The organism is Acinetobacter sp. UBA6526, assembly GCF_002434875.1.
Classification (GTDB): domain Bacteria; phylum Pseudomonadota; class Gammaproteobacteria; order Pseudomonadales; family Moraxellaceae; genus Acinetobacter; species Acinetobacter venetianus.
Window position 1 is genome coordinate 1 of the sequence record NZ_DJLC01000249.1, and the last position, 17,760, is coordinate 17,760.

Genomic DNA, 17,760 nt, shown 5'->3' on the forward strand with positions numbered 1-17,760 from the left:
TGACTTACAGTTGGTAATTGATACCACCGCAGGCGCAAACATGCGTACGCTTGGGCAATTAACTAAAGCAAATGAAGCAAATGATGATTCGTTGTTACGACGTGGTGTGCTTTTAGATGTGCATGGTTTTGCTATCCGTGAATCTGCACAAGTGGTTACTCCTGCATCTGGCACAGGTGCAAGTGCGACTACGAATGCAGCAGGCTATGCAGTTGGTGCAACTGCTATCACTCTTGCAAGTGCAGGTACAGGGACAATCGTTGCGGGTGATGTAGTTAGCTTTGCAGGTGACACAAACCAATATGTGGTTGTTGCTGGCGATGCTGATGTTTCTAACGGTGGAACCATCACAATTGCTAAACCAGGATTGCAAAAAGCAATTCCAGCAGCTGCAACGGGAATCACAGTTGCTGCAAGTTCAACTCGCAACTTGGCCTTTGCACGATCTGCAATTGCATTAGCGACTCGTATTCCTGCACTTCCTGAAGGTGGTGACTCTGCTGATGACCGCATGATCGTTACCGATCCCGTTAGCGGTTTGTCGTTTGAAATCGCCATTTACCGTCAATACCGTCAAGTGCAGTACGAAGTATCACTTGCTTGGGGTTGTGCAATGGTCAAACCAGAGCACTCAATCATCTTGCTTGGCTAATGAATTGGGGCTTCGGCCCCATTCTTTTTGGAGAGAAAAATGTCTAAGACTGTAAAGATTAAACCTAGTCATAAGTCACAAGGTGAATTTGTAATTATCTCTGTAGAGCAATTCAATCCGTCAGAGCATGAATTGATAGAAGGTGAGGTGCTGCCAATTGCAGAGGGTGAAATTGCCAATGATGCGCTTATTCCTATAGAGCAATTTGATGTTGTAACTGAAAAACTTGCTCAAACTGAAGAAGAATTGGCTGTTGTAAAAGGTGAATTTATTGCCTTTAAGAATGACATTGAAGCCATGAAAGCTCGCATTGAGGAGCTTGAGTCTGGAAAAGGTATTCCTGATCCGCTTGATGGGCCTAAAGAGGGTGACTATTCAAATTGGTCAAACGAGCAGTTAAAAGCACATCTAACTGATTTAGGAATCAAGCACAAAGCATCAGCCTCTAAAGAGGATTTAATTAGTCTCATCCCGAAGGAATAACACATGATTGAGTACATTACCGTAGCAGATATCGATGCAAAACTAGGTAACGATTGGGCTGATAGTGAAAACGCCAAAGCTCGTGCGGTAATGATTACCAATGTTTGGCTAACTAATTTAAAACTACCTGACACAACAAATAATCAACCATTAAAAGATGCGATCCTATTAGCTGCTGTTGAGTTGATACCTGATGCCGTTAGTGGAAATCTTTATACTGATATAGAAACTGGTGTGTTGAGTGAAACGGTATCAGCTCAATCAGGAACAAGTGTTTCTAACACCTATTCAGCCACTCATAAAACCTATTTAGCAAGTGAGAATTTGGCTTTAGCTATACTCAAAACATGGCTAGATGATGGATTGGGTAATGTGATTTTGCTAGTGAAGATTTAGCTATGAGATCAAAAATACAATCAAAACTAGGAAAGGCATTTAGCACAATGCTTGCTGATGCTGTTGATACCTTTACTTGTACCCGCAAGTTACTAACTGGATCTAATCCAGCTACTGGTGAGGATACGTACACCGAATATGTTTATGGCGGTCGTGGCGTCCTGTTTGGAAGCTGGGCAAAGGATTTGGTGAAGCCTATAGATTACCGCGCCACAGACTCTAAAGCCGTGCTACTGCAAAATGAAGTTAAGGATGCAGCAGGAACTTTAGTTGAACCAGATGTAAATGATATTTGGATGATTGAAGGTGGTAATTATCGGGTTGTGAATTGTGGTCATGATGCTGCTGACGCTACTTGGACTGTACAGTTGAGGAAGGTGTAATCACATGCAGATAAATAGAACAGGAGTAACAAGGACTGTAATCTTAACCAACAGCCTAGCTATCAAAATACCGACTTTTAAATCGTTGCAGTTGTTCCTTAGTGGCTGGCAAGCGAATATTCAAGAAGCGACATTTGGCGATGTTGGATTTATATGCCTCAATCAAGTAAAAGCAAGTTTCCTAAAGGACCTAGTTGTAGTTCATAAACGAATTAAACCAGTTAATCATAAGGGTTTGTTTTGGGTTGAGCAAAAGCAATTAGAAATAAGTTCAAAGGTTAAATATTTACATGAGAGTGACAAGAAGCCAGAAAACTATGGATATGACAACGGTGTCTTGAAACGATTGGATTTTGGGTCATGATTAATAATAACTATGTGCCAGAATGGCATTCCACACCTTTCGAGCACTCAAAATACACATTGGTGCGTAATCAAGATCAACTTGATTTACTGTTTGATGATGTAAACGACACAGATAAATTTCTCTCGCTAGGTTGCTCTGCTCAAGTGGATTACTACGATGATGGAAGACAGTGCATTGTTCAACTTGGAGATGCACAAGGTAAAGATTTGATTGTGGTCTATGGGTTGTTATTACATGAGGCTGTGCATATCTGGCAACGTACAAAGCAATTAATGGGTGAACGAGAACCCAGCGTGGAATTTGAAGCATATTCAATCCAACGCATTGCTCAAGATTTATTCTTTATGTACCAAGAAAGTGAGGTCGATAATGAGTTGGACAAACAAACCGAGTGCCTTCACTAAAACAATTGAAGCCGACCTTACAAAAAAACAGAAAGATATTGTCATTGATGCTTTAGGTGGGGTTGTAATGCAAAGCCCTGTTGATGAGGGATCGTACCGCGCGTCACACAGAGTCAGTATTAATCAACCAGACATAGGTTTTAATGAAGCAGAGAAAGACAAGGGTGGTGGCTCAACAATAAGTAAAGGTACAAGTGTTTTATCTCGCTTAGTTCCTTACTCGACAGTTTATATTCAGACAAATGCGCCTTATGCCAATAAGATTGAATTTGGCGGCTTTACAACAAAAGCTGAGACCGAGAAAACAACAGGCGGTTATTCTAAACAAGCACCCCAAGGCGTTTACTCCACAACTTTTAACTATATTGCTCAGAAATACGGTGGATAAAAATGGCAATGACTTTAGACCAAGCACGACAAGCCATTATCACTAGAGCAATGGCATTTACTGGTATTGAGCAGACCCGAATTAAATACCCGAATAAAGATTTTACAGTGCCAGTTGATGGTCTTTGGTGTGACATTAACGTCTTGTGGGGCGGTTCAATCATTGCAGCAATTAGTGATTCACCTTGCACAAGACGAACAGGCATTATCTCAATCAACTGTATGGCTCGTTTAAACACTCATGAAGTGGCAATAACAAAGCTTGCTGATGCATGGCTTGCTCACCTCGAATACTACACGGTTGACCAATTGGAAATACTGCAAGGCCAGGTGCAAAACCTTGGGAACAATGGTGACTTTGTGCAGTACTCAATACAAGTTTTCTTTAGGGTAAACTAGAAAAGTGTTATAATATCTTGGTGTTGACTGTTGTTTGTGGAACATTATGAGAAAACTAACAACTGACGAATTTATCAAAAAAGCTACAGCAAAACATGGCCTGAAGTATGATTATTCAAAAGCAGAATACATAGGTAGTCACAAAAAATTAGAAGTTATCTGCAGTGATCATGGATCTTTCTTTATAGCCCCATCTAACCATTACGCAGGAAAGGGCTGTGCTAAATGTGCAACAGTTATAAATAAAGACCGATTAAGATTTTCAACAGAAAACATAATTACTCAATTTAAGGAAATTCATAAAGATAAATATGGCTATTCAAAAGTTGAGTATGTAAATATTGATGCGCCAGTAATTATAACTTGCCGTAAGCATGGAGATTTCATGCAAACTCCAGCAAAACATAAGTTAGGCAGGGGATGTGTAAAATGTCATTTTGAATACAACACTTTTAAGCGTGAAAGTTATATAAAGTTGTCTCAAGAAAAGAACAAAAGAGCAAAGCTTTATCTAATCAAATGCAATTCAGAAGATGAAAGCTTTTATAAAGTTGGAATAACTCTTAATAGCCTAGAGATAAGATTTGATTCACATAAGTTACCTTATGGTTATGAGGTTGTTCAATTGGTTGATGGCGATACAGGGCTAATTTATGACATGGAAAAACAGATACACAGCCTTCTGAAAAACTTTAAGTACCATCCTTTAAAACCTTTTAAAGGTGATGGAGAATGCTTCACAGAAGTTCCTCGAAAAATATTAGAGCTCTTGGAGTCTTTCTCAGCTCTTGAGCAAAACCAGTTAATTGTTTAAACAAGCATTCATCAACAGCCGCCTTTAGGGCGGTTTTTTATTGCCAAAAATTAGGAGCTTATTATGAGTTCAGGCGCTCGTCAGATAACACAAATCGCAAAAGAAACAGTCATAGGCACTACACCAAGTCCATTTGATCGTCAAACATTTGAGTTCACTACAAATGGACTGGACGGGACTGTATCCAAAGAAACATCCAACTCAATTGCAAATAGCCGAATTGCTCGTTCATCAATGATTACTGGAGCTGAATACGCTGGTGATCTTGTGTGTGAAGCTAAATACAGTCCATTGATTCAAGATTTAATGGCAGCAGCTGCATTTAATAACTGGGCTACTGATGTATTAACTTTTGGTGGGAATGTCCGTCAAACATTTAGTGTGCTTCGGGGCTTCACTGATGTAAATGACTACCACATCTTTAAAGGCGCTCATGTCAATACTTTTGGCATCGACATTCCAGAGCAAGGCCTAATCACAATGACTTTCGGGTTAATGGCTCTAGGTCGCTTAGGCGCAACTACTCCCCCATTGGGCACAGTAACACCTGCCGACGACAATCCTAAAATGTCTAACATCTCAGTTGGGGACATTTTGATTGATGGTGTTTCTCAAGCTGGTATCTCATGTATTACAGCATTCACCTTCAATTGGGATAACTCAATGCAGGTTCAACGCTGTTTAGGTAGTGGTATTGATCCTAAGAAGATTCTTGAAATGATTGCAGCGGGTACTGGCGCGTTTACAGCAGCTTGGTCGCAAAATACTTCGGAGATGTATGCTAAGCAATTCACGAACGCCAATATCTCTTTACGAGTACCAATTACAGACAGCGAAGGTAATGAATATGAACTATTCATTCCTAAAGTGGAAATTACAGCAAGTCTTCCGTCTGGCGGAACAGGCGACATCCTGAATACTTCTTTTGACTACACAGTGGTTGATGAGGCTCCAACAATTACTCGTACACCTGCAACGCCTTAATACTGATTCGGCAGCTTAATTGCTGCCTTCTTTTGGAGATATAACATGGCTCTTGAAGTCAATATTCAAACTAACAAAGACGTCAGCCTGTGGCGCGAATATAAAGATGCTGAAGGAAATATTCTTGCTGAGTTCAAGGTTCGCGGTATTGGATTTAAACCCTATCAAGTTGCTTTAGAGAGAGCCAACAATCAGATTACATCGAAAGGATTTGATGTTAAAAATGCATCAAAAGAAGATAAGCTTTACCATGAGTTGGTTTTAGAAGCGGCAGCATGTCATCTTATTGAAGATTGGAAGGGAGTGGTATTTGTTGAAAAAGATGAAAATGGTGAATCTATTCGCACCGAACCAGGTTATGACAGCGAAAATGCAGTCAAACTTCTTGGTATGGGTGATGTGGGTGTATCTATTTGGCTTTTCATTAAAAGTGAAGCGGAAAAAATTCAATTAGAAGCTGATGCATATAAGGTAGATGTTGTGGGAAAGTCACAACCCTGTACGAGTGGGCAAAGTTCGGCTCAGAAGAAGAAGCGAACGACTACAGCAAAAAGCAAAACGCAGTCGCAAATGCCTTAAATCTCAACAACACTAAGGTTTTAACTAAGCCTGCTTATTCCTACACAGCCAATGCCATTCTATCAGCCTACAACACCATTGCTCGATCTAGACGATACGAGCAGGGTGTCCCACTGGCATTAGATATAGCGGCAATCAATGCTTATGTTGAACAATACGATCTTCCAGTGGAGAGATACATTTTTAACGAGTGTATCTTCACCTTGGACAATCTATTTCTTGATGAAGCGCATAAAAAAGCGAAGGCTGAAGCTGATAAAAGGAAGAAGTGATGAGTATGGTTGGGAAGCTTTATTGCAAGGTCGATACTTTCTAAGTCAAGAATAGACTTTTATAGTTTTATTAAATATCCTCAATGAAAACATTGGGGATTTTTTATGGAAAGGAGTCACCCGAAAGTGACTCCTTGATAAATTTACCAAGCAGGAGCATTAAACCATTTTGGATTGGTATCCATTTTGAGTCCGCCAAAAAAGTTTATTGAACGTAAATCTTCGCTAACAAGAGGTACTCTTTGCTTCGTTTTAAAGTCTAATTTAATGCTTACTTCTCTAGCCAACTCATTAGATTTTAGAACGTATTTAGAGTAATACATCATGTCACTTTGATTAATGAGCATGAGTGCTTTCCATACATCTTGCATCATAAAGTTTTGACTTAGAACAGCTTCCGTGAATTCGCGGATTAGTTCATAGTTTTCTTTATCGAACAAAGATCCTTGTTGATCGGCTTTTCCATACAAAGCAATTAAATGATGGACATACTCAACTGCAACAGGGATAGAGTCATAAGGTATTTCGTCAATATGCTGAACGTTAAAGCGCTGATGAACCAGTTTGTATGCATCGCTGTAGTTAAGATGCTTTGTTTTAGCAACTAGAAGATTGACAGCATTAGTTAAAGGCTCACGTTCTGATTTGTGGGTTTTGGCTAGAATTTCCTTTCGGACAAAGTAGCAATCTTCCAGCTGCTCAAATACTTCCCAAGCTTGGTCAGTGTCGAGCATCTTGGCGTGACGAGCAGCCCCTCGTTCTGTCCATAAGATAAGGGATCGAGTTTTATTTGAAATTGCAGGGAAATTTGCAAGTGACTTTAAGTCACCTACAAATTTTTTCAATTCTTCACCAATAATTTTGAAGAAGTGTTTACCTTCTACAAACCGCTCTTTATTTCGAGAATAGTTTTGTTTGATGTTGTCTGTATCGGTTCCATAGAAATCAGCAAGCATTGCTGTAGTAACAACTGGAACAGATTTGAAGTTAACAATTGATATTTTGGTATCGTTGATTTGTGCTATATTAGACATGTCTTAAATCTCCATTGGTTTAGACATAAACCCCTTGCCTGATTTCGACGTCTGCAAGGGGTTTTCTTTTTCATGGCTTTTAGCCTTGATGAAGTCATCTTATTTAATATCTTTTATTGTGTCAATTCTTTTTGTTGTGCTAACACAAAAAATAGTAATTATCTTTTATTGTGCTACAATATTCTAAAATTTAACTTGTGGTGCAGCAATGGAAGTAAAGAATAATGTTGCTTGTTTGCGTGAAAAAGCAGGCTTAACGGTTTATGAGCTATCAAAGCGGTGTGGTTTTGTTAGTGGTAGCAGAGTTCTATCAAACTATGTGACAAGAGCCGAGCAGGGACATTCTGTCAAGATCGATACAGCCTTACTTATATATAAAGAACTCAAAAAAGCAGGTGTATGTAAAAATTTTGAGGATGTATTTTGGCTTGACCACATGGACTAGTAGAGAATCTTCCTTTTTAAGTTCTTGATGACATTATTTTGTCCATTTGTTAAATTGTGTGAGATTAATAACAAATGGATTACATTATGAAAAAGATTTTATTAGCGGGATTTCTTGGATTGGGCTTAGCGGGGTGTGCGACAACTCCCCAACAACCCTCAGAGCCTGTAAAATTTGAAAAGGTTTATCAAATTGATGGATTAAACCAAGCACAGATTTATGATGGCGCTAGACAATGGTTCGCTGTAGCTTTTGCTTCTGCTAACGCAGTAATTCAATATGAAGATAAGGCATCAGGCACTATCATTGGAAAGGGCAATATGCGATATCCTTGTTCGGGCATGGAGTGCTTGGCAATGACAGGAAACGAACGTGTTGATTTTACTGTAAGAGTGGACACTAAGGATGGGAAAATGCGCGTGGGTTATGATGGTTTAACCTATAGCGCTCCATCGCACATGAGTGCTGGAATAATGATGCCTGCACAAAATTACCCTATAACTGAAAGTAGGAAGTCCACACCACTGATTATTAGTAAGATTAATACTCTATCGGATGATATGGCTGAAAAGATTAAAACTCAACAGAAAGTAAATTCGAATTGGTAATTAAAGAAGAGATACAGCATGAGCACACCACAATATCAAACAATGAAAGAAAGTGAAGTTTGCAATGCCATCGGATGGGGGTTAATTGTTCTAGGTATTATATCTGGATTTATTTTTATACTTGTGTTTGGCCGAGTTGAAGTTCCAAGAACTTATTATGGCACCGAGACCGTATGGTCAGGAATCATGGTTATTACAGGTATCGGGATAATCTTAAATGGATTCTTAGTGGGCTATCTGTTCCAAAAGGTTGCCAGCATATTGAGATATCACGAGAACAAGAGCGCATCTTAAGCAAAAACACTAACCCAAAAATCAACCTTAACAACCCACTCATTGAGTGGGTTTTTTATTGCCTAGAGGAAAGTAAAATGGCACAAGAATCTCGTTTGGTTATTGTTATTGATTCCAAAAATGCAGAAAGAAATGCTCGGAACCTTAGCAATGAGTTAGACAGTATTGAACGTAAGGGTGATTTTGCCACTAAGTCTATGGATGGCTTGTCGGTAGCAACACGTCAACTTGCTGGGTATATGGCTGGGTTGGTAACTGTCGGAGCGGCAATTAGCAAAATGGATGCCTATACAGGCCTTCAAAATAGATTGAAGCTAGTAACTAATTCACAAGATCAATTAAATAAGGCAACAGAAGACACCTTTAGGATTGCTCAAAAGACATATTCTGCTTGGGATTCAGTTTTGCAGGTTTACCAACGTTTTAGTGATAATGCTAAGACGCTTAACCTAACAATGGATGATACAGCACGTTTAACAGAGACAGTTTCTAAAGCTGTAGCTATTAGTGGAGCTAGTGCACAGGCTGCAGATGCCGCATTGGTTCAGTTTGGACAAGCCCTTGCTAGCGGCACGCTTCGTGGTGAGGAACTTAATTCTGTAATGGAGCAAACTCCTGCGCTAGCGAAGGCTATTGCTCAGGGGATGGGTATAACAATTGGTGAACTACGTTCTGTGGCGGCTGAGGGGAAAATAACCTCCCAAGAAATTGTTAAGGCCTTAAGGAATGTAGAGTCCAATGTGGATGAGGTGTTTGGTAGAACCGAGATTACTGTTGGTCAGTCATTAACTCTTTTAAACAATGAAATCACCAAGTTTGCAGGGGAAGCTGGGAAAGGAACTGGTGCAGCCCAGTTGCTGTCAGGAAGTATTCGAGGACTTGCGAGCAATCTTGAACTCATCACCGATGGTGCCATTGTTGTGGGTATTGGACTTATAACACAAGCAATCTTAATGAAAGGCAAAGTAGTTAAAGATGGAGTAGTTTCAACACTTGCAAGCCGACAAGCAACATTATCCAACGCTCAAGCTGAATATGCAGAATCCACTGCAACTTTAAATGCAGCTAAAGCACACTTGGCAAATGTACAGGCAACTAATGCTGAAGCTCAGGCTAAATTTGGGGCTACGGCAGCAAATGCTCGCTATGTGGTAGCTCAAGATGCAGTTACAGCAGCAACCAACGCTCAAACAGTAGCACAAGGTAGGCTTAATGCTGCGTCATTAAGTTTTGGACGTTTGGCCAGTGGAGCTTTCGCTCTGATTGGCGGTCCAGTTGGCGCAATTACCTTAGGGGTAGCAGGGTTGGCTGCTGGATATATGTATCTCCAGCAGCGGGCAGACGATGCAAACAAAAAGCTTGAAGAGCAAGGAAAGATTGCAGACAGAACTCGATCTGAACTTGAAAAACTTAATGGTGTGGAGCGAAAATCAGCAGTTAATGATTTAACAACTGCATTTGATGCACAAAATAAGGCGCTTGAAAAGTCGAGACTAGCAGTTGGTTCTGCTTTGATTGATATTCAAAATTATGAGAAGGGTAACTGGAAAGTAGTTGAAGTTATCAATCAAGCTAATAAGGGAACGATCAGCTACAGTGATGCTATTACTCAGCTGAATGATATGAAAATATCTCCAGATTTGTATAACGCACTAAAAAAGCAAGTTGAACAATACGACGCTAATTATGAGAAAGCAAACAAATCGGCAACTGCATTAAAGATTTTTGGTGTGGAAGTAGTCGTGGCTGGGAATAAAGCACAGAATGCTGCGATACAACATAACTTGCAAAGTGAAGCATTAGAAGGGACAGCATTAGCTGCAAATAAGGCCACTAAAGCTCTTCAAGACTTTCAGAATAAGCAAAAAGAATCTGCCTTTGAAAGCCTTTATAAGCAAGGTTATCTGGAGAAAGGTTTTACAATTGAACAAACAAATGCAATCTACGAACTTCAAAAAGCTAAGGGTGAGAGTGCAATCTTGTCCAAGCAAGAGATTGATAGTGTTTTAAGAAATGTAAACCTAACTCAGCAACTTAAAGACAAGCAGGACGCAATCTTAGAATCTAAACGAGCATCTTTAAGGGAGAGTAAGAAACAGACATCTGAGTATCAGAAACAACAGAAACAGGCGGATAGAATCAAGGAACAGCAAGCTCAGTCAAGGGCTACTATTTCATATGACTTCGCTGATGACTTCAAAAGAATTGGTATTGAATATCAAAGACAGGTTAAAGATATATCTGAAGCAAATTTCAAAGAAGAGCATGATAAATACATGCAATTTGCTAAGCAAAGATATGACTTTGAAACTTGGATGTATCTTAGACAGCTAACAGAGGAAAATGACTCTTTCCGTTGGTCAGAAGAATATAAGCTTAAATTCTTCTATGAGACACAAAGGGAAATGGTGTCTCAATCAGGTCGCTTCAATGATGAGATGAAAGATCTTCGCATCCAAAAGCTTAATGAGCAAGAGCAACAAGAGCTTGCCCTTATCAAGCTCGCCCAAGAGCAGCGTCTTTTTCAGATACAGCAATCATATTTGCATGAAGTTGATTCAATGCGAGAGCGTTATCGTTTAGAGCGGTTGGAGATTGAGAAAACTAAAGATGCAGTGGAAAGAAGTCGATTACTAAATGCATCATATCGAGCTGAAGATAATGAGTATGAAACTAAACGACAAGGAGCGTGGAATACCTATCAAGGTATGAAGGCTACCCAAAATGGAACAGGCGCTTATTTTCAGCTGGATCAGGCCAAGAACACAGCGGATGCTAATGTATCTGAAGCTCTTAAATACAATCTCATTACAGACGAAGAGGCTAAAGCTGATTTGTTAAAGAACGAAGAGGAGTTTTTAAGAGCACGATTGGATCTCAATTTGTCATTTGGTGAGCAAATTGCTGGTTCGTATGCTGATATGTTTAAAAATATGCTCGGTGAGCAATCAGCAGCCTATAAAGCAATGTTTGTTGTGGAGAAGGCGGCTGCAATTGCTCGTTCAACAGTGGCTATTCAAGCGGGTATTGCTCTGGCTGCAGAAAACCCTTTCCCTCTTAACTTAGCGGCAATGGCGACTGTAGCGGCAGAAACGGCCAGCATCATTAGCAATATTCAGTCAGCCACAATGACAGTGTCTGGAAAAGGCTTCGCAACTGGAGGCTACACAGGCAACATGGGGCGTACTGAGGTAGCTGGTGTGGTTCATGGTCAGGAATATGTCTTAAACGCTGCTGCAACCAAGCGAGTGGGTGTCGATACATTGAATGCCATTAACTCAGGTGGCAGCGTTTCTGGTGGTTCTAATGTTATTCAGCCTCAAGTGGTTATTAACAATAATGCACCTGCGAGAGTATCAACACAGACTGGATCTGACGGAAAGCTATACGTAACCATTGACGAGGTTGAAAACTTCGTCTCTCAATCGCTTGGAATGCCAAACAGCCGTATATCCAAGTCATTGTCGCAAAACACCAACGCTGGGCGGAGACGTTAGACAGGAGGTGGAAATAATTTTTATGTATCTTGTGAGGGAAATTAAGTAATATTGCCTCTATTGCTTTTACCCTCATAAGACATGAAAAGACCAGTTCCTAAAACAAAGTTGGACGAGTTAGGCGAGTTAGTGAATAACTTTGAGCCTAATGAACTCCTTAGTGAGTTTAAATATGCTAGGTGTTTGCGTTTACTTGATGCCAGTAAACAAGCTACACCAAAGGATCTATGGTCTATTATGAAAGGTCTTGTAGAACTCAGTGCAAATAACCTTAAGGTTGCCAATGAATCGGCACAGTATGTTTTAGCTAACACAAATAACTTAAGGCTGTTAAGAAACACTATTTACATTTTTGCACACACATTTGATATGGAAAATGCCTGCAAGGCAATAGGGAAAATTGTAGATTTAGCAGAATTGAAAAAACTAGATTACAAAAACTTATTGCCAATGGATTTAGGGTTGGAGTTTTTGTTAAACGGAGAAATAGGTAAGCCTGATTCATATTTTTATAGTCAAGCAGTTAATGTGACTAATCTTGAGCACAATGAGTATTGGCAAGATATTAATGAAGAATTAGAAATAAGCGAGCAAGACTTTAAGAATATTTCATTAATAATAAAAGGAGCTGTACTAGAGCATAATGCTAGATGTTTGATTTTAGATTATAGCTACCTAGATGAAGAATTTTTACTCTTAATCTATGTAGATAAACCAATTGAAGAAATTATAAAAATAAATGAAGAGATATTTGAAGAATGTTTTCGAAAAGACCTTTTGAATGCATTTAATAAGATTTCATATACCTTTGTACCTTATGACGAGGTTCAGAATGGATAATAGCTTACTTGATTATTGCAATGAGATGGCATCAATAACAAGTTCTTACCCCGACTTGCAAAATAGGAATATTGTTGGAAGAGCCTACTACCATGCTTTTCATCATGCTAAATTTCATCTTGATTCAAGACTTGATTGGATTCAAACAACAACCAAGGGCGGTGTCCATATGCAACTTTACAGTAAGTTGAAAGGATACGACAAAGAAGTCAGTAGTATTACTAAACTTAATGCTGAAAAACTTTACTCAAAGTTAAATGCTCTGAAAAAGCTTAGAACGAGAGCTGATTACAAATTGGAATCGGTGATTACTAAGGAGATTGCAAATTTCAGTATTGAAGAGTCAAAAAGAATTTCAGAACTATTTATTGAAATTTAGAAAACAACATTAAAGCAGCCGACCTATCAATGGTCGGTTTTTTATTACCTAAGGAAAAGTTATGGCACTTAATCGAATGATGTATTGCTCAACACAAGAAGGGTATTCAGCCAACATTGGTGATGGTGTTATTTCGCAAATCTTGGATGGCGGTGCAGATCGGTATCGAAGATCTTTGAAAGGGGTAATGCACACTGTCAGTTCCAGATGGGTGGTAAACGAATCTGGCTATCAATATTTGATGGCTTTTTACCGAGTGTGGGCTAGAAACCCAAGCCAGCCATTTATTGCAAAACTATGTGTTGATAATGCACCTGTTGAAGATTATGAATGCTTCTTTAGTGGTTCTCCTACGCTTTCAAGCAAAGAAGCCAAAGTCTACACAGTAACAGCAACTTTAAAAGTTAAGCCGTTGCCAGTTGATGAAGCTATGGATGACTTGATAGTGGGTGCTGGGAATGAAGCTGGTGATTTATCTGCACTATTGAATCCACTTGAAAAACTGGTGAATGAAGATTTGCCTAATGCTTTGGAGAGTTTTGATGGCTGATTATACCTCGTTCTATCTCAATAATTCAGGCGGTGTAGTGCCGCTTGAATGTGTTGAAATATCACATCCAAGTTTTTCAAAAGTTTTTCGATACGTCAAAAATGATACAGATGGGATTGTGGCTGGTGGGCACAGTTATGATTATCAACCGATGTCGATTAAGCGCAATAATGTCACCAATGATCTTGAGCAAACTTTGGCTTTAACGCTGGCTGATATGGACGACGAGCTTGCAAAAGCAGTTGCGGGAATACATGCAAGTGCATTCTCACATGTAAAGCCAGAATGTGTTTTTAAAATCTTTCGTGATGATGATCTTTCTGAGCCGATGACGCAGCTACAAACTTTAGAAATTCCGACGATTTCTAAAGACAGTACAGGCTTGGTCACTTTTGATGCGAAAGCACCAGAGCTTAATAGTGTGAAAACAGGGCGTACTTACTCAATTGAAGATTATCCGTTATTGCGGAGAGCATGATGTCTATAGATAACTTGCTAGATCGAACGTGGTCCAAAAATTACACTTGTAATGAGTTTGCGTGTGAGGCTTGGCAACAAATCACGGGTGAAAATTTAACTGGACGTTTAGAGCGGTTCTTAAACGGTTTTGGTGGGTTTGGTCAATTCTCAGAGCCAATATCACCCTGCGTTGTATTTTTTTCAAATAGCAAAAATTCCCCGACACATGTTGGGGTTTTTTTTGACAACAAGGTTTTGCATTTAACGGGGCGTGGTGTTCAGTACATGCCGCTTGAGATTGTGAGTTTAGGATTTAAAGAGGTCAGATTTTACGCATGAAAAAAGTTATTATTTGCCCCGATCCTTATAATCAAAATACTTGGTCCTCTGCTGATGTTGATGATGTCAGTGCTTATCTAAAGCAACAGTTCACTGTATTTCCGCAAAACACACGTATTTATCACAATGTAGTCGCTGTTGAGAATGATGTAACACCAGAAAACGAAGCTGGAATTAAGCATTTGCAATCGCTGGAAGGCACATTTTATGTTGTGATTTATCCAAGCTGGATTCAGTTCATCTATTACGCTGTAGTTGCAATTATGGCTGCGTATAGTGTCTATTCGATCCTCACAATGCCGAAACCTCAAAGTCAGCAACAGGGGTCATCAAATAATGAGCTGCAAGGCCGGGCAAATAGAGCGCGTTTGAAAGGGCGTATTCCAGATATTTATGGGACAGTGCGTTCGTACCCAGATTTAATTGCGGTTCCATATACATACTATGAAAATGGTATTGAAGTTGAAGAGTGTTTGATGGCAATTGGGCGCGGATTCTACCAAATTCATGACTTCAGAGACGGAGATACGCCTACGGGTGCAATTAGTGAATCAAGTGTAAGTGTTTATGATCCAAATACACCCATTACTGGCGACACAGCTTTTTATCGAATTGGTGATATTTTTAATAATTTACCTTTATCGATTAAAAAATCTGAATCAATTAATGGGCAATCGCTTAAACCGCCAAGCGATACGGTTATCAGTGATGAGGAAAGCAATGCTGGGATCTACTTCACCACTGGTGGTGTGATTAACCGAAAAAATAGTGCAATCAACTTCAGTAGTTACTTTAATCAAGGTGATGCAATTACCATTAATGGTGCAGAGTTTGGTATCGCTGATGCGATTTTATCTGGTCTCGCTACCATCAAAGAAGGTGGAATAGTCACCGTACAAAGTGATGAAGATATTAAGGATTATGATGACTACAAAGGATTGTTACTTACAGGTGCGACCTTTGAATACATCATTGCAACGACTTACCCTGAAACCGAAGAAGTTACTACAGAAAGCACATTCCGAGATTTATCGGGTCAATATGACGTAATTAGTGTTTCTCGATCTGCAAGTGGGTCTGGTTATCTATACACAATGACTTTGGACCAACCCAATAACGTAAACTTTAACTGGGATTTTGTTACACAGGATCATACGATTGCTGCGGGTATTACCTTAAATAAGTCAGCAAATGGGGTTGTGTTGGATGGAGCGTATACAGTTGAATCTGTAACTGAAAGCACTATTACATTAACCACGCCAAGTGGAATTAATAGCGACTGGTTAAAGGTTCCTGATCTACTTGGTGGTTCTACCGTTAATTTAGAATCATCCGTTGATTTGGATTTGGTTTCTGATAAATGGGTTGGCTGGTTTGATGTTGAATTTGATGATCCAACAGAGGCGATTTTTAACTTTTACTTCCCTCAGGGCCTATACAACATGACCTCAAAAGGGAAAGTAGGTGAAGGCTTTGTTGAAATCACAATTCAGTATAAGTACTTAGGCGAGTCAACGATTCACACTCGCAAGCACTATGAGTACCGAAACGGAAATAAAGACACGTTTGGGATTACGATTCGTGAAACATTACGCGGTCTTGGTACGGGTATTAGTTTCCGTATTGCCAAGACTCGACAAAAGTATGGTAATTCGCCTGTTACGGAGTGCAAAGTTAAAGATGTATTCTTGGCTGTTCAGACGCAGAAAAGCAGCTATCCAGATGTAACGGTTGTAAGAACACGGACTGTTGCCACCGATGGTGCTTTATCTGTAAAGGAACGCAAAGCAAATTGCTTGGTGACTCGAAAATTGCCTGTGGATGGTACTGGCCCATTGGTTGCTACTAAGGATGCAGGACAAGCTTTAATAAACATGGCACTAGATCCATACATTGGGCGACGTTCTGTAACAGAGTTAGATATTGATCAGATCAAATCTGAGCTTCAGGAAGTTCAATCTTATTTCGGATCTCCAGTGGCTACAGAGTTTTGCTATACATTTGATGATGAAAATCTGAGTTTTGAAGAGCAGGCGGGCATGATTGCGAGTGCTGTTTTTTGCGAAGCGATGCGTTTTGGAAACAAGCTCAGATTGAAGTTTGAGAAGCCACAAGAAAACTCTGTTCTGCTGTTTAATCATCGCAACAAAGTCATCGGCTCTGAAGTCAGGACTTTTAAGTTTGGTATTGATAAAGACTATGATGGGGTAGAGCTTGAATATACATCGCCATTCGATGATAAACTTGTGACATATTCAGTTCCGCCGAACGTGACTTTAAATAATCCACTTAAAATCAAAACTTCGGGGATTCGCAATGATGCTGTAGCTAAAACTCGCGCATGGAGAGAGTGGAATAAGTTACTACATCAAAACGTTAATTGTGAATTTACAGCATTAGATGAGTCTGAGTTGTTGATTCGTAATGACCGCATTCTTGTTGCTGATAATACGAGTATTGAAACGCAAGATGGCGAGATCATAGCAATTGATGGATTGATCCTAACCTGTTCGCAAAATGTTGATTTCGTTGGTGGTGAGCAATATTACTGTCAATTGCAGATGCAAAACGCAACTGTTGATGTGGTTGAATGCGTTGCGGGTGAATTTACGAATCAGATCATTCTGACTAGACCGCCTTTGCATCCGCTTGTTGTTGATCCTGATCGTTATGTAAAGACTTTATATAGAGTTGTCAAAGCTGCTGATACATCAAAAGATGTGTTTATGCTCAGTGAAATGACACCCAATGACCAGATGACCAACAAACTCACATGTATTAACTACGATGATCGTTATTACCAGAATGATCATGATTTTATTTAAATTTAATTAACTCTATAACCGCCGATCCAAGGCGGTTTTTTATTGCTTGGAGAAAGGGCAATGGCTGATATTGTTACTAAAGAAGATCTTGAGAATGCAAGTATCGACGCTAAAGATTTAGGGGAGTGTGTAAATGGAAATGAAACGGGTATTATTACTCCACGTTTAGGTGATCCGTACCCAACATTGCCAGCGGCAATTGCATCAGTAGAAAATAAAGGCGGTTATATCACCATACCTAACCTAACTGCTTTGAATGCTATCGTTCCAGAATTTAATCATCAAGTAGCTAGAAACGATGAAACAGGTGATGAGTATCGTTGGGACCCGAATGCAATACCATCCGCAAAATGGGTGCCGACAGGGAAAA

The 17,760-nt window shown here is 39.6% G+C and carries 21 protein-coding genes and 2 pseudogenes; 22 read left to right on the forward strand and 1 reads right to left on the reverse strand.

The features are described 5' to 3' along the window. The 11 genes and pseudogenes from B4237_RS17220 to B4237_RS17270 all read left to right on the forward strand — a co-directional run. Nucleotides 1–652 (forward strand): annotated as a pseudogene (locus tag B4237_RS17220) (P22 coat - protein 5 family protein); the annotation flags it as partial. 39 nt (nucleotides 653–691) lie between these two features. After that, nucleotides 692–1,135 (forward strand): Ish1 domain-containing protein, encoded by a 444-nt coding sequence (locus tag B4237_RS17225; RefSeq protein ID WP_278596661.1) that lies wholly within the window; start codon nucleotides 692–694, stop codon nucleotides 1,133–1,135. A gap of 3 nt (nucleotides 1,136–1,138) precedes the next feature. Next, complete coding sequence (locus B4237_RS17230; RefSeq protein WP_278596660.1) at nucleotides 1,139–1,531, forward strand: hypothetical protein; 393 nt, start codon at nucleotides 1,139–1,141, stop codon at nucleotides 1,529–1,531. Nucleotides 1,532–1,533: 2 nt separating this feature from the next. Then, nucleotides 1,534–1,914, forward strand: coding sequence for a glutamate 5-kinase (locus B4237_RS17235; RefSeq protein WP_286944105.1), 381 nt, complete (start codon nucleotides 1,534–1,536; stop codon nucleotides 1,912–1,914). Nucleotides 1,915–1,918: 4 nt separating this feature from the next. Further along, nucleotides 1,919–2,278 carry a hypothetical protein gene (locus B4237_RS17240; protein WP_151721372.1) on the forward strand — a complete coding sequence of 120 codons (360 nt, stop codon included), beginning with the start codon at nucleotides 1,919–1,921 and terminating at the stop codon, nucleotides 2,276–2,278. Continuing rightward, complete coding sequence (locus B4237_RS17245) at nucleotides 2,275–2,685, forward strand: hypothetical protein (RefSeq protein WP_171492701.1); 411 nt, start codon at nucleotides 2,275–2,277, stop codon at nucleotides 2,683–2,685. Before B4237_RS17240 ends, B4237_RS17245 begins: the two co-directional genes overlap by 4 nt. After that, entirely contained in the window at nucleotides 2,651–3,073 is a 423-nt protein-coding gene (locus tag B4237_RS17250) for a hypothetical protein (RefSeq protein WP_286944111.1), read from the forward strand. Before B4237_RS17245 ends, B4237_RS17250 begins: the two co-directional genes overlap by 35 nt. A gap of 2 nt (nucleotides 3,074–3,075) precedes the next feature. Further along, nucleotides 3,076–3,471: a phage tail terminator-like protein gene (locus tag B4237_RS17255; protein WP_278596657.1), complete on the forward strand. Its 396-nt coding sequence runs from the start codon at nucleotides 3,076–3,078 to the stop codon at nucleotides 3,469–3,471. 46 nt (nucleotides 3,472–3,517) lie between these two features. Continuing rightward, nucleotides 3,518–4,285 (forward strand): hypothetical protein, encoded by a 768-nt coding sequence (locus B4237_RS17260; RefSeq protein WP_278596656.1) that lies wholly within the window; start codon nucleotides 3,518–3,520, stop codon nucleotides 4,283–4,285. 63 nt (nucleotides 4,286–4,348) lie between these two features. After that, a complete protein-coding gene (locus tag B4237_RS17265; protein WP_286944113.1) occupies nucleotides 4,349–5,269 on the forward strand; it encodes a phage tail tube protein in 921 nt (306 codons plus the stop codon). A gap of 45 nt (nucleotides 5,270–5,314) precedes the next feature. Further along, nucleotides 5,315–5,848 (forward strand): hypothetical protein, encoded by a 534-nt coding sequence (locus B4237_RS17270; RefSeq protein WP_286944115.1) that lies wholly within the window; start codon nucleotides 5,315–5,317, stop codon nucleotides 5,846–5,848. A 415-nt stretch (nucleotides 5,849–6,263) separates the two neighbouring features. On the opposite strand, the gene B4237_RS17275 is transcribed toward B4237_RS17270, so the two are convergent. Beyond that, nucleotides 6,264–7,154: an ORF6N domain-containing protein gene (locus tag B4237_RS17275; protein ID WP_286944117.1), complete on the reverse strand. Its 891-nt coding sequence runs from the start codon at nucleotides 7,152–7,154 to the stop codon at nucleotides 6,264–6,266. Between the two features lie 208 nt (nucleotides 7,155–7,362). On the opposite strand from B4237_RS17275, the gene B4237_RS17280 reads away from it, so the two are divergent. From B4237_RS17280 to B4237_RS17330, 11 genes and pseudogenes are all read left to right on the forward strand, one after another. Then, on the forward strand, nucleotides 7,363–7,599 hold the full coding sequence (locus B4237_RS17280) for a hypothetical protein (RefSeq protein ID WP_000453243.1): 237 nt from the start codon (nucleotides 7,363–7,365) through the stop codon (nucleotides 7,597–7,599). Between the two features lie 86 nt (nucleotides 7,600–7,685). Beyond that, a complete protein-coding gene (locus B4237_RS17285; protein WP_000722131.1) occupies nucleotides 7,686–8,207 on the forward strand; it encodes a DUF4468 domain-containing protein in 522 nt (173 codons plus the stop codon). Nucleotides 8,208–8,225: 18 nt separating this feature from the next. Beyond that, nucleotides 8,226–8,501, forward strand: coding sequence for a hypothetical protein (locus B4237_RS17290; RefSeq protein WP_000106804.1), 276 nt, complete (start codon nucleotides 8,226–8,228; stop codon nucleotides 8,499–8,501). Nucleotides 8,502–8,578: 77 nt separating this feature from the next. Continuing rightward, a complete protein-coding gene (locus tag B4237_RS17295; RefSeq protein ID WP_286944225.1) occupies nucleotides 8,579–11,998 on the forward strand; it encodes a tape measure protein in 3,420 nt (1,139 codons plus the stop codon). An 81-nt stretch (nucleotides 11,999–12,079) separates the two neighbouring features. After that, nucleotides 12,080–12,838 (forward strand): hypothetical protein, encoded by a 759-nt coding sequence (locus tag B4237_RS17300; protein ID WP_286944227.1) that lies wholly within the window; start codon nucleotides 12,080–12,082, stop codon nucleotides 12,836–12,838. Then, nucleotides 12,831–13,217 (forward strand): hypothetical protein, encoded by a 387-nt coding sequence (locus tag B4237_RS17305; protein ID WP_160132101.1) that lies wholly within the window; start codon nucleotides 12,831–12,833, stop codon nucleotides 13,215–13,217. Before B4237_RS17300 ends, B4237_RS17305 begins: the two co-directional genes overlap by 8 nt. Before the next feature lie 61 nt (nucleotides 13,218–13,278). Next, complete coding sequence (locus B4237_RS17310; RefSeq protein WP_286944231.1) at nucleotides 13,279–13,767, forward strand: hypothetical protein; 489 nt, start codon at nucleotides 13,279–13,281, stop codon at nucleotides 13,765–13,767. Next, nucleotides 13,760–14,245 carry a DUF1833 family protein gene (locus B4237_RS17315; RefSeq protein WP_286944233.1) on the forward strand — a complete coding sequence of 162 codons (486 nt, stop codon included), beginning with the start codon at nucleotides 13,760–13,762 and terminating at the stop codon, nucleotides 14,243–14,245. The genes B4237_RS17310 and B4237_RS17315 overlap by 8 nt, the downstream gene beginning before the upstream one ends. Continuing rightward, on the forward strand, nucleotides 14,245–14,565 hold the full coding sequence (locus tag B4237_RS17320) for a hypothetical protein (RefSeq protein ID WP_286944237.1): 321 nt from the start codon (nucleotides 14,245–14,247) through the stop codon (nucleotides 14,563–14,565). Before B4237_RS17315 ends, B4237_RS17320 begins: the two co-directional genes overlap by 1 nt. Further along, nucleotides 14,562–17,390: a host specificity factor TipJ family phage tail protein gene (locus B4237_RS17325; protein ID WP_286944235.1), complete on the forward strand. Its 2,829-nt coding sequence runs from the start codon at nucleotides 14,562–14,564 to the stop codon at nucleotides 17,388–17,390. Before B4237_RS17320 ends, B4237_RS17325 begins: the two co-directional genes overlap by 4 nt. 60 nt (nucleotides 17,391–17,450) lie before the next feature. After that, a pseudogene (locus B4237_RS17330) lies at nucleotides 17,451–17,760 on the forward strand (SGNH/GDSL hydrolase family protein); the annotation flags it as partial.

Bases quoted from the DNA above. Each gene is read 5' to 3' on its own strand.
- B4237_RS17225 (WP_278596661.1), top strand. From the start codon at position 692: ATGTCTAAGACTGTAAAGATTAAACCTAGTCATAAGTCACAAGGTGAA.
- B4237_RS17230 (WP_278596660.1), top strand. From the start codon at position 1,139: ATGATTGAGTACATTACCGTAGCAGATATCGATGCAAAACTAGGTAAC.
- B4237_RS17235 (WP_286944105.1), top strand. From the start codon at position 1,534: ATGAGATCAAAAATACAATCAAAACTAGGAAAGGCATTTAGCACAATG.
- B4237_RS17240 (WP_151721372.1), top strand. From the start codon at position 1,919: ATGCAGATAAATAGAACAGGAGTAACAAGGACTGTAATCTTAACCAAC.
- B4237_RS17245 (WP_171492701.1), top strand. From the start codon at position 2,275: ATGATTAATAATAACTATGTGCCAGAATGGCATTCCACACCTTTCGAG.
- B4237_RS17250 (WP_286944111.1), top strand. From the start codon at position 2,651: ATGAGTTGGACAAACAAACCGAGTGCCTTCACTAAAACAATTGAAGCC.
- B4237_RS17255 (WP_278596657.1), top strand. From the start codon at position 3,076: ATGGCAATGACTTTAGACCAAGCACGACAAGCCATTATCACTAGAGCA.
- B4237_RS17260 (WP_278596656.1), top strand. From the start codon at position 3,518: ATGAGAAAACTAACAACTGACGAATTTATCAAAAAAGCTACAGCAAAA.
- B4237_RS17265 (WP_286944113.1), top strand. From the start codon at position 4,349: ATGAGTTCAGGCGCTCGTCAGATAACACAAATCGCAAAAGAAACAGTC.
- B4237_RS17270 (WP_286944115.1), top strand. From the start codon at position 5,315: ATGGCTCTTGAAGTCAATATTCAAACTAACAAAGACGTCAGCCTGTGG.
- B4237_RS17275 (WP_286944117.1), bottom strand. From the start codon at position 7,154: ATGTCTAATATAGCACAAATCAACGATACCAAAATATCAATTGTTAAC.
- B4237_RS17280 (WP_000453243.1), top strand. From the start codon at position 7,363: ATGGAAGTAAAGAATAATGTTGCTTGTTTGCGTGAAAAAGCAGGCTTA.
- B4237_RS17285 (WP_000722131.1), top strand. From the start codon at position 7,686: ATGAAAAAGATTTTATTAGCGGGATTTCTTGGATTGGGCTTAGCGGGG.
- B4237_RS17290 (WP_000106804.1), top strand. From the start codon at position 8,226: ATGAGCACACCACAATATCAAACAATGAAAGAAAGTGAAGTTTGCAAT.
- B4237_RS17295 (WP_286944225.1), top strand. From the start codon at position 8,579: ATGGCACAAGAATCTCGTTTGGTTATTGTTATTGATTCCAAAAATGCA.
- B4237_RS17300 (WP_286944227.1), top strand. From the start codon at position 12,080: ATGAAAAGACCAGTTCCTAAAACAAAGTTGGACGAGTTAGGCGAGTTA.
- B4237_RS17305 (WP_160132101.1), top strand. From the start codon at position 12,831: ATGGATAATAGCTTACTTGATTATTGCAATGAGATGGCATCAATAACA.
- B4237_RS17310 (WP_286944231.1), top strand. From the start codon at position 13,279: ATGGCACTTAATCGAATGATGTATTGCTCAACACAAGAAGGGTATTCA.
- B4237_RS17315 (WP_286944233.1), top strand. From the start codon at position 13,760: ATGGCTGATTATACCTCGTTCTATCTCAATAATTCAGGCGGTGTAGTG.
- B4237_RS17320 (WP_286944237.1), top strand. From the start codon at position 14,245: ATGTCTATAGATAACTTGCTAGATCGAACGTGGTCCAAAAATTACACT.
- B4237_RS17325 (WP_286944235.1), top strand. From the start codon at position 14,562: ATGAAAAAAGTTATTATTTGCCCCGATCCTTATAATCAAAATACTTGG.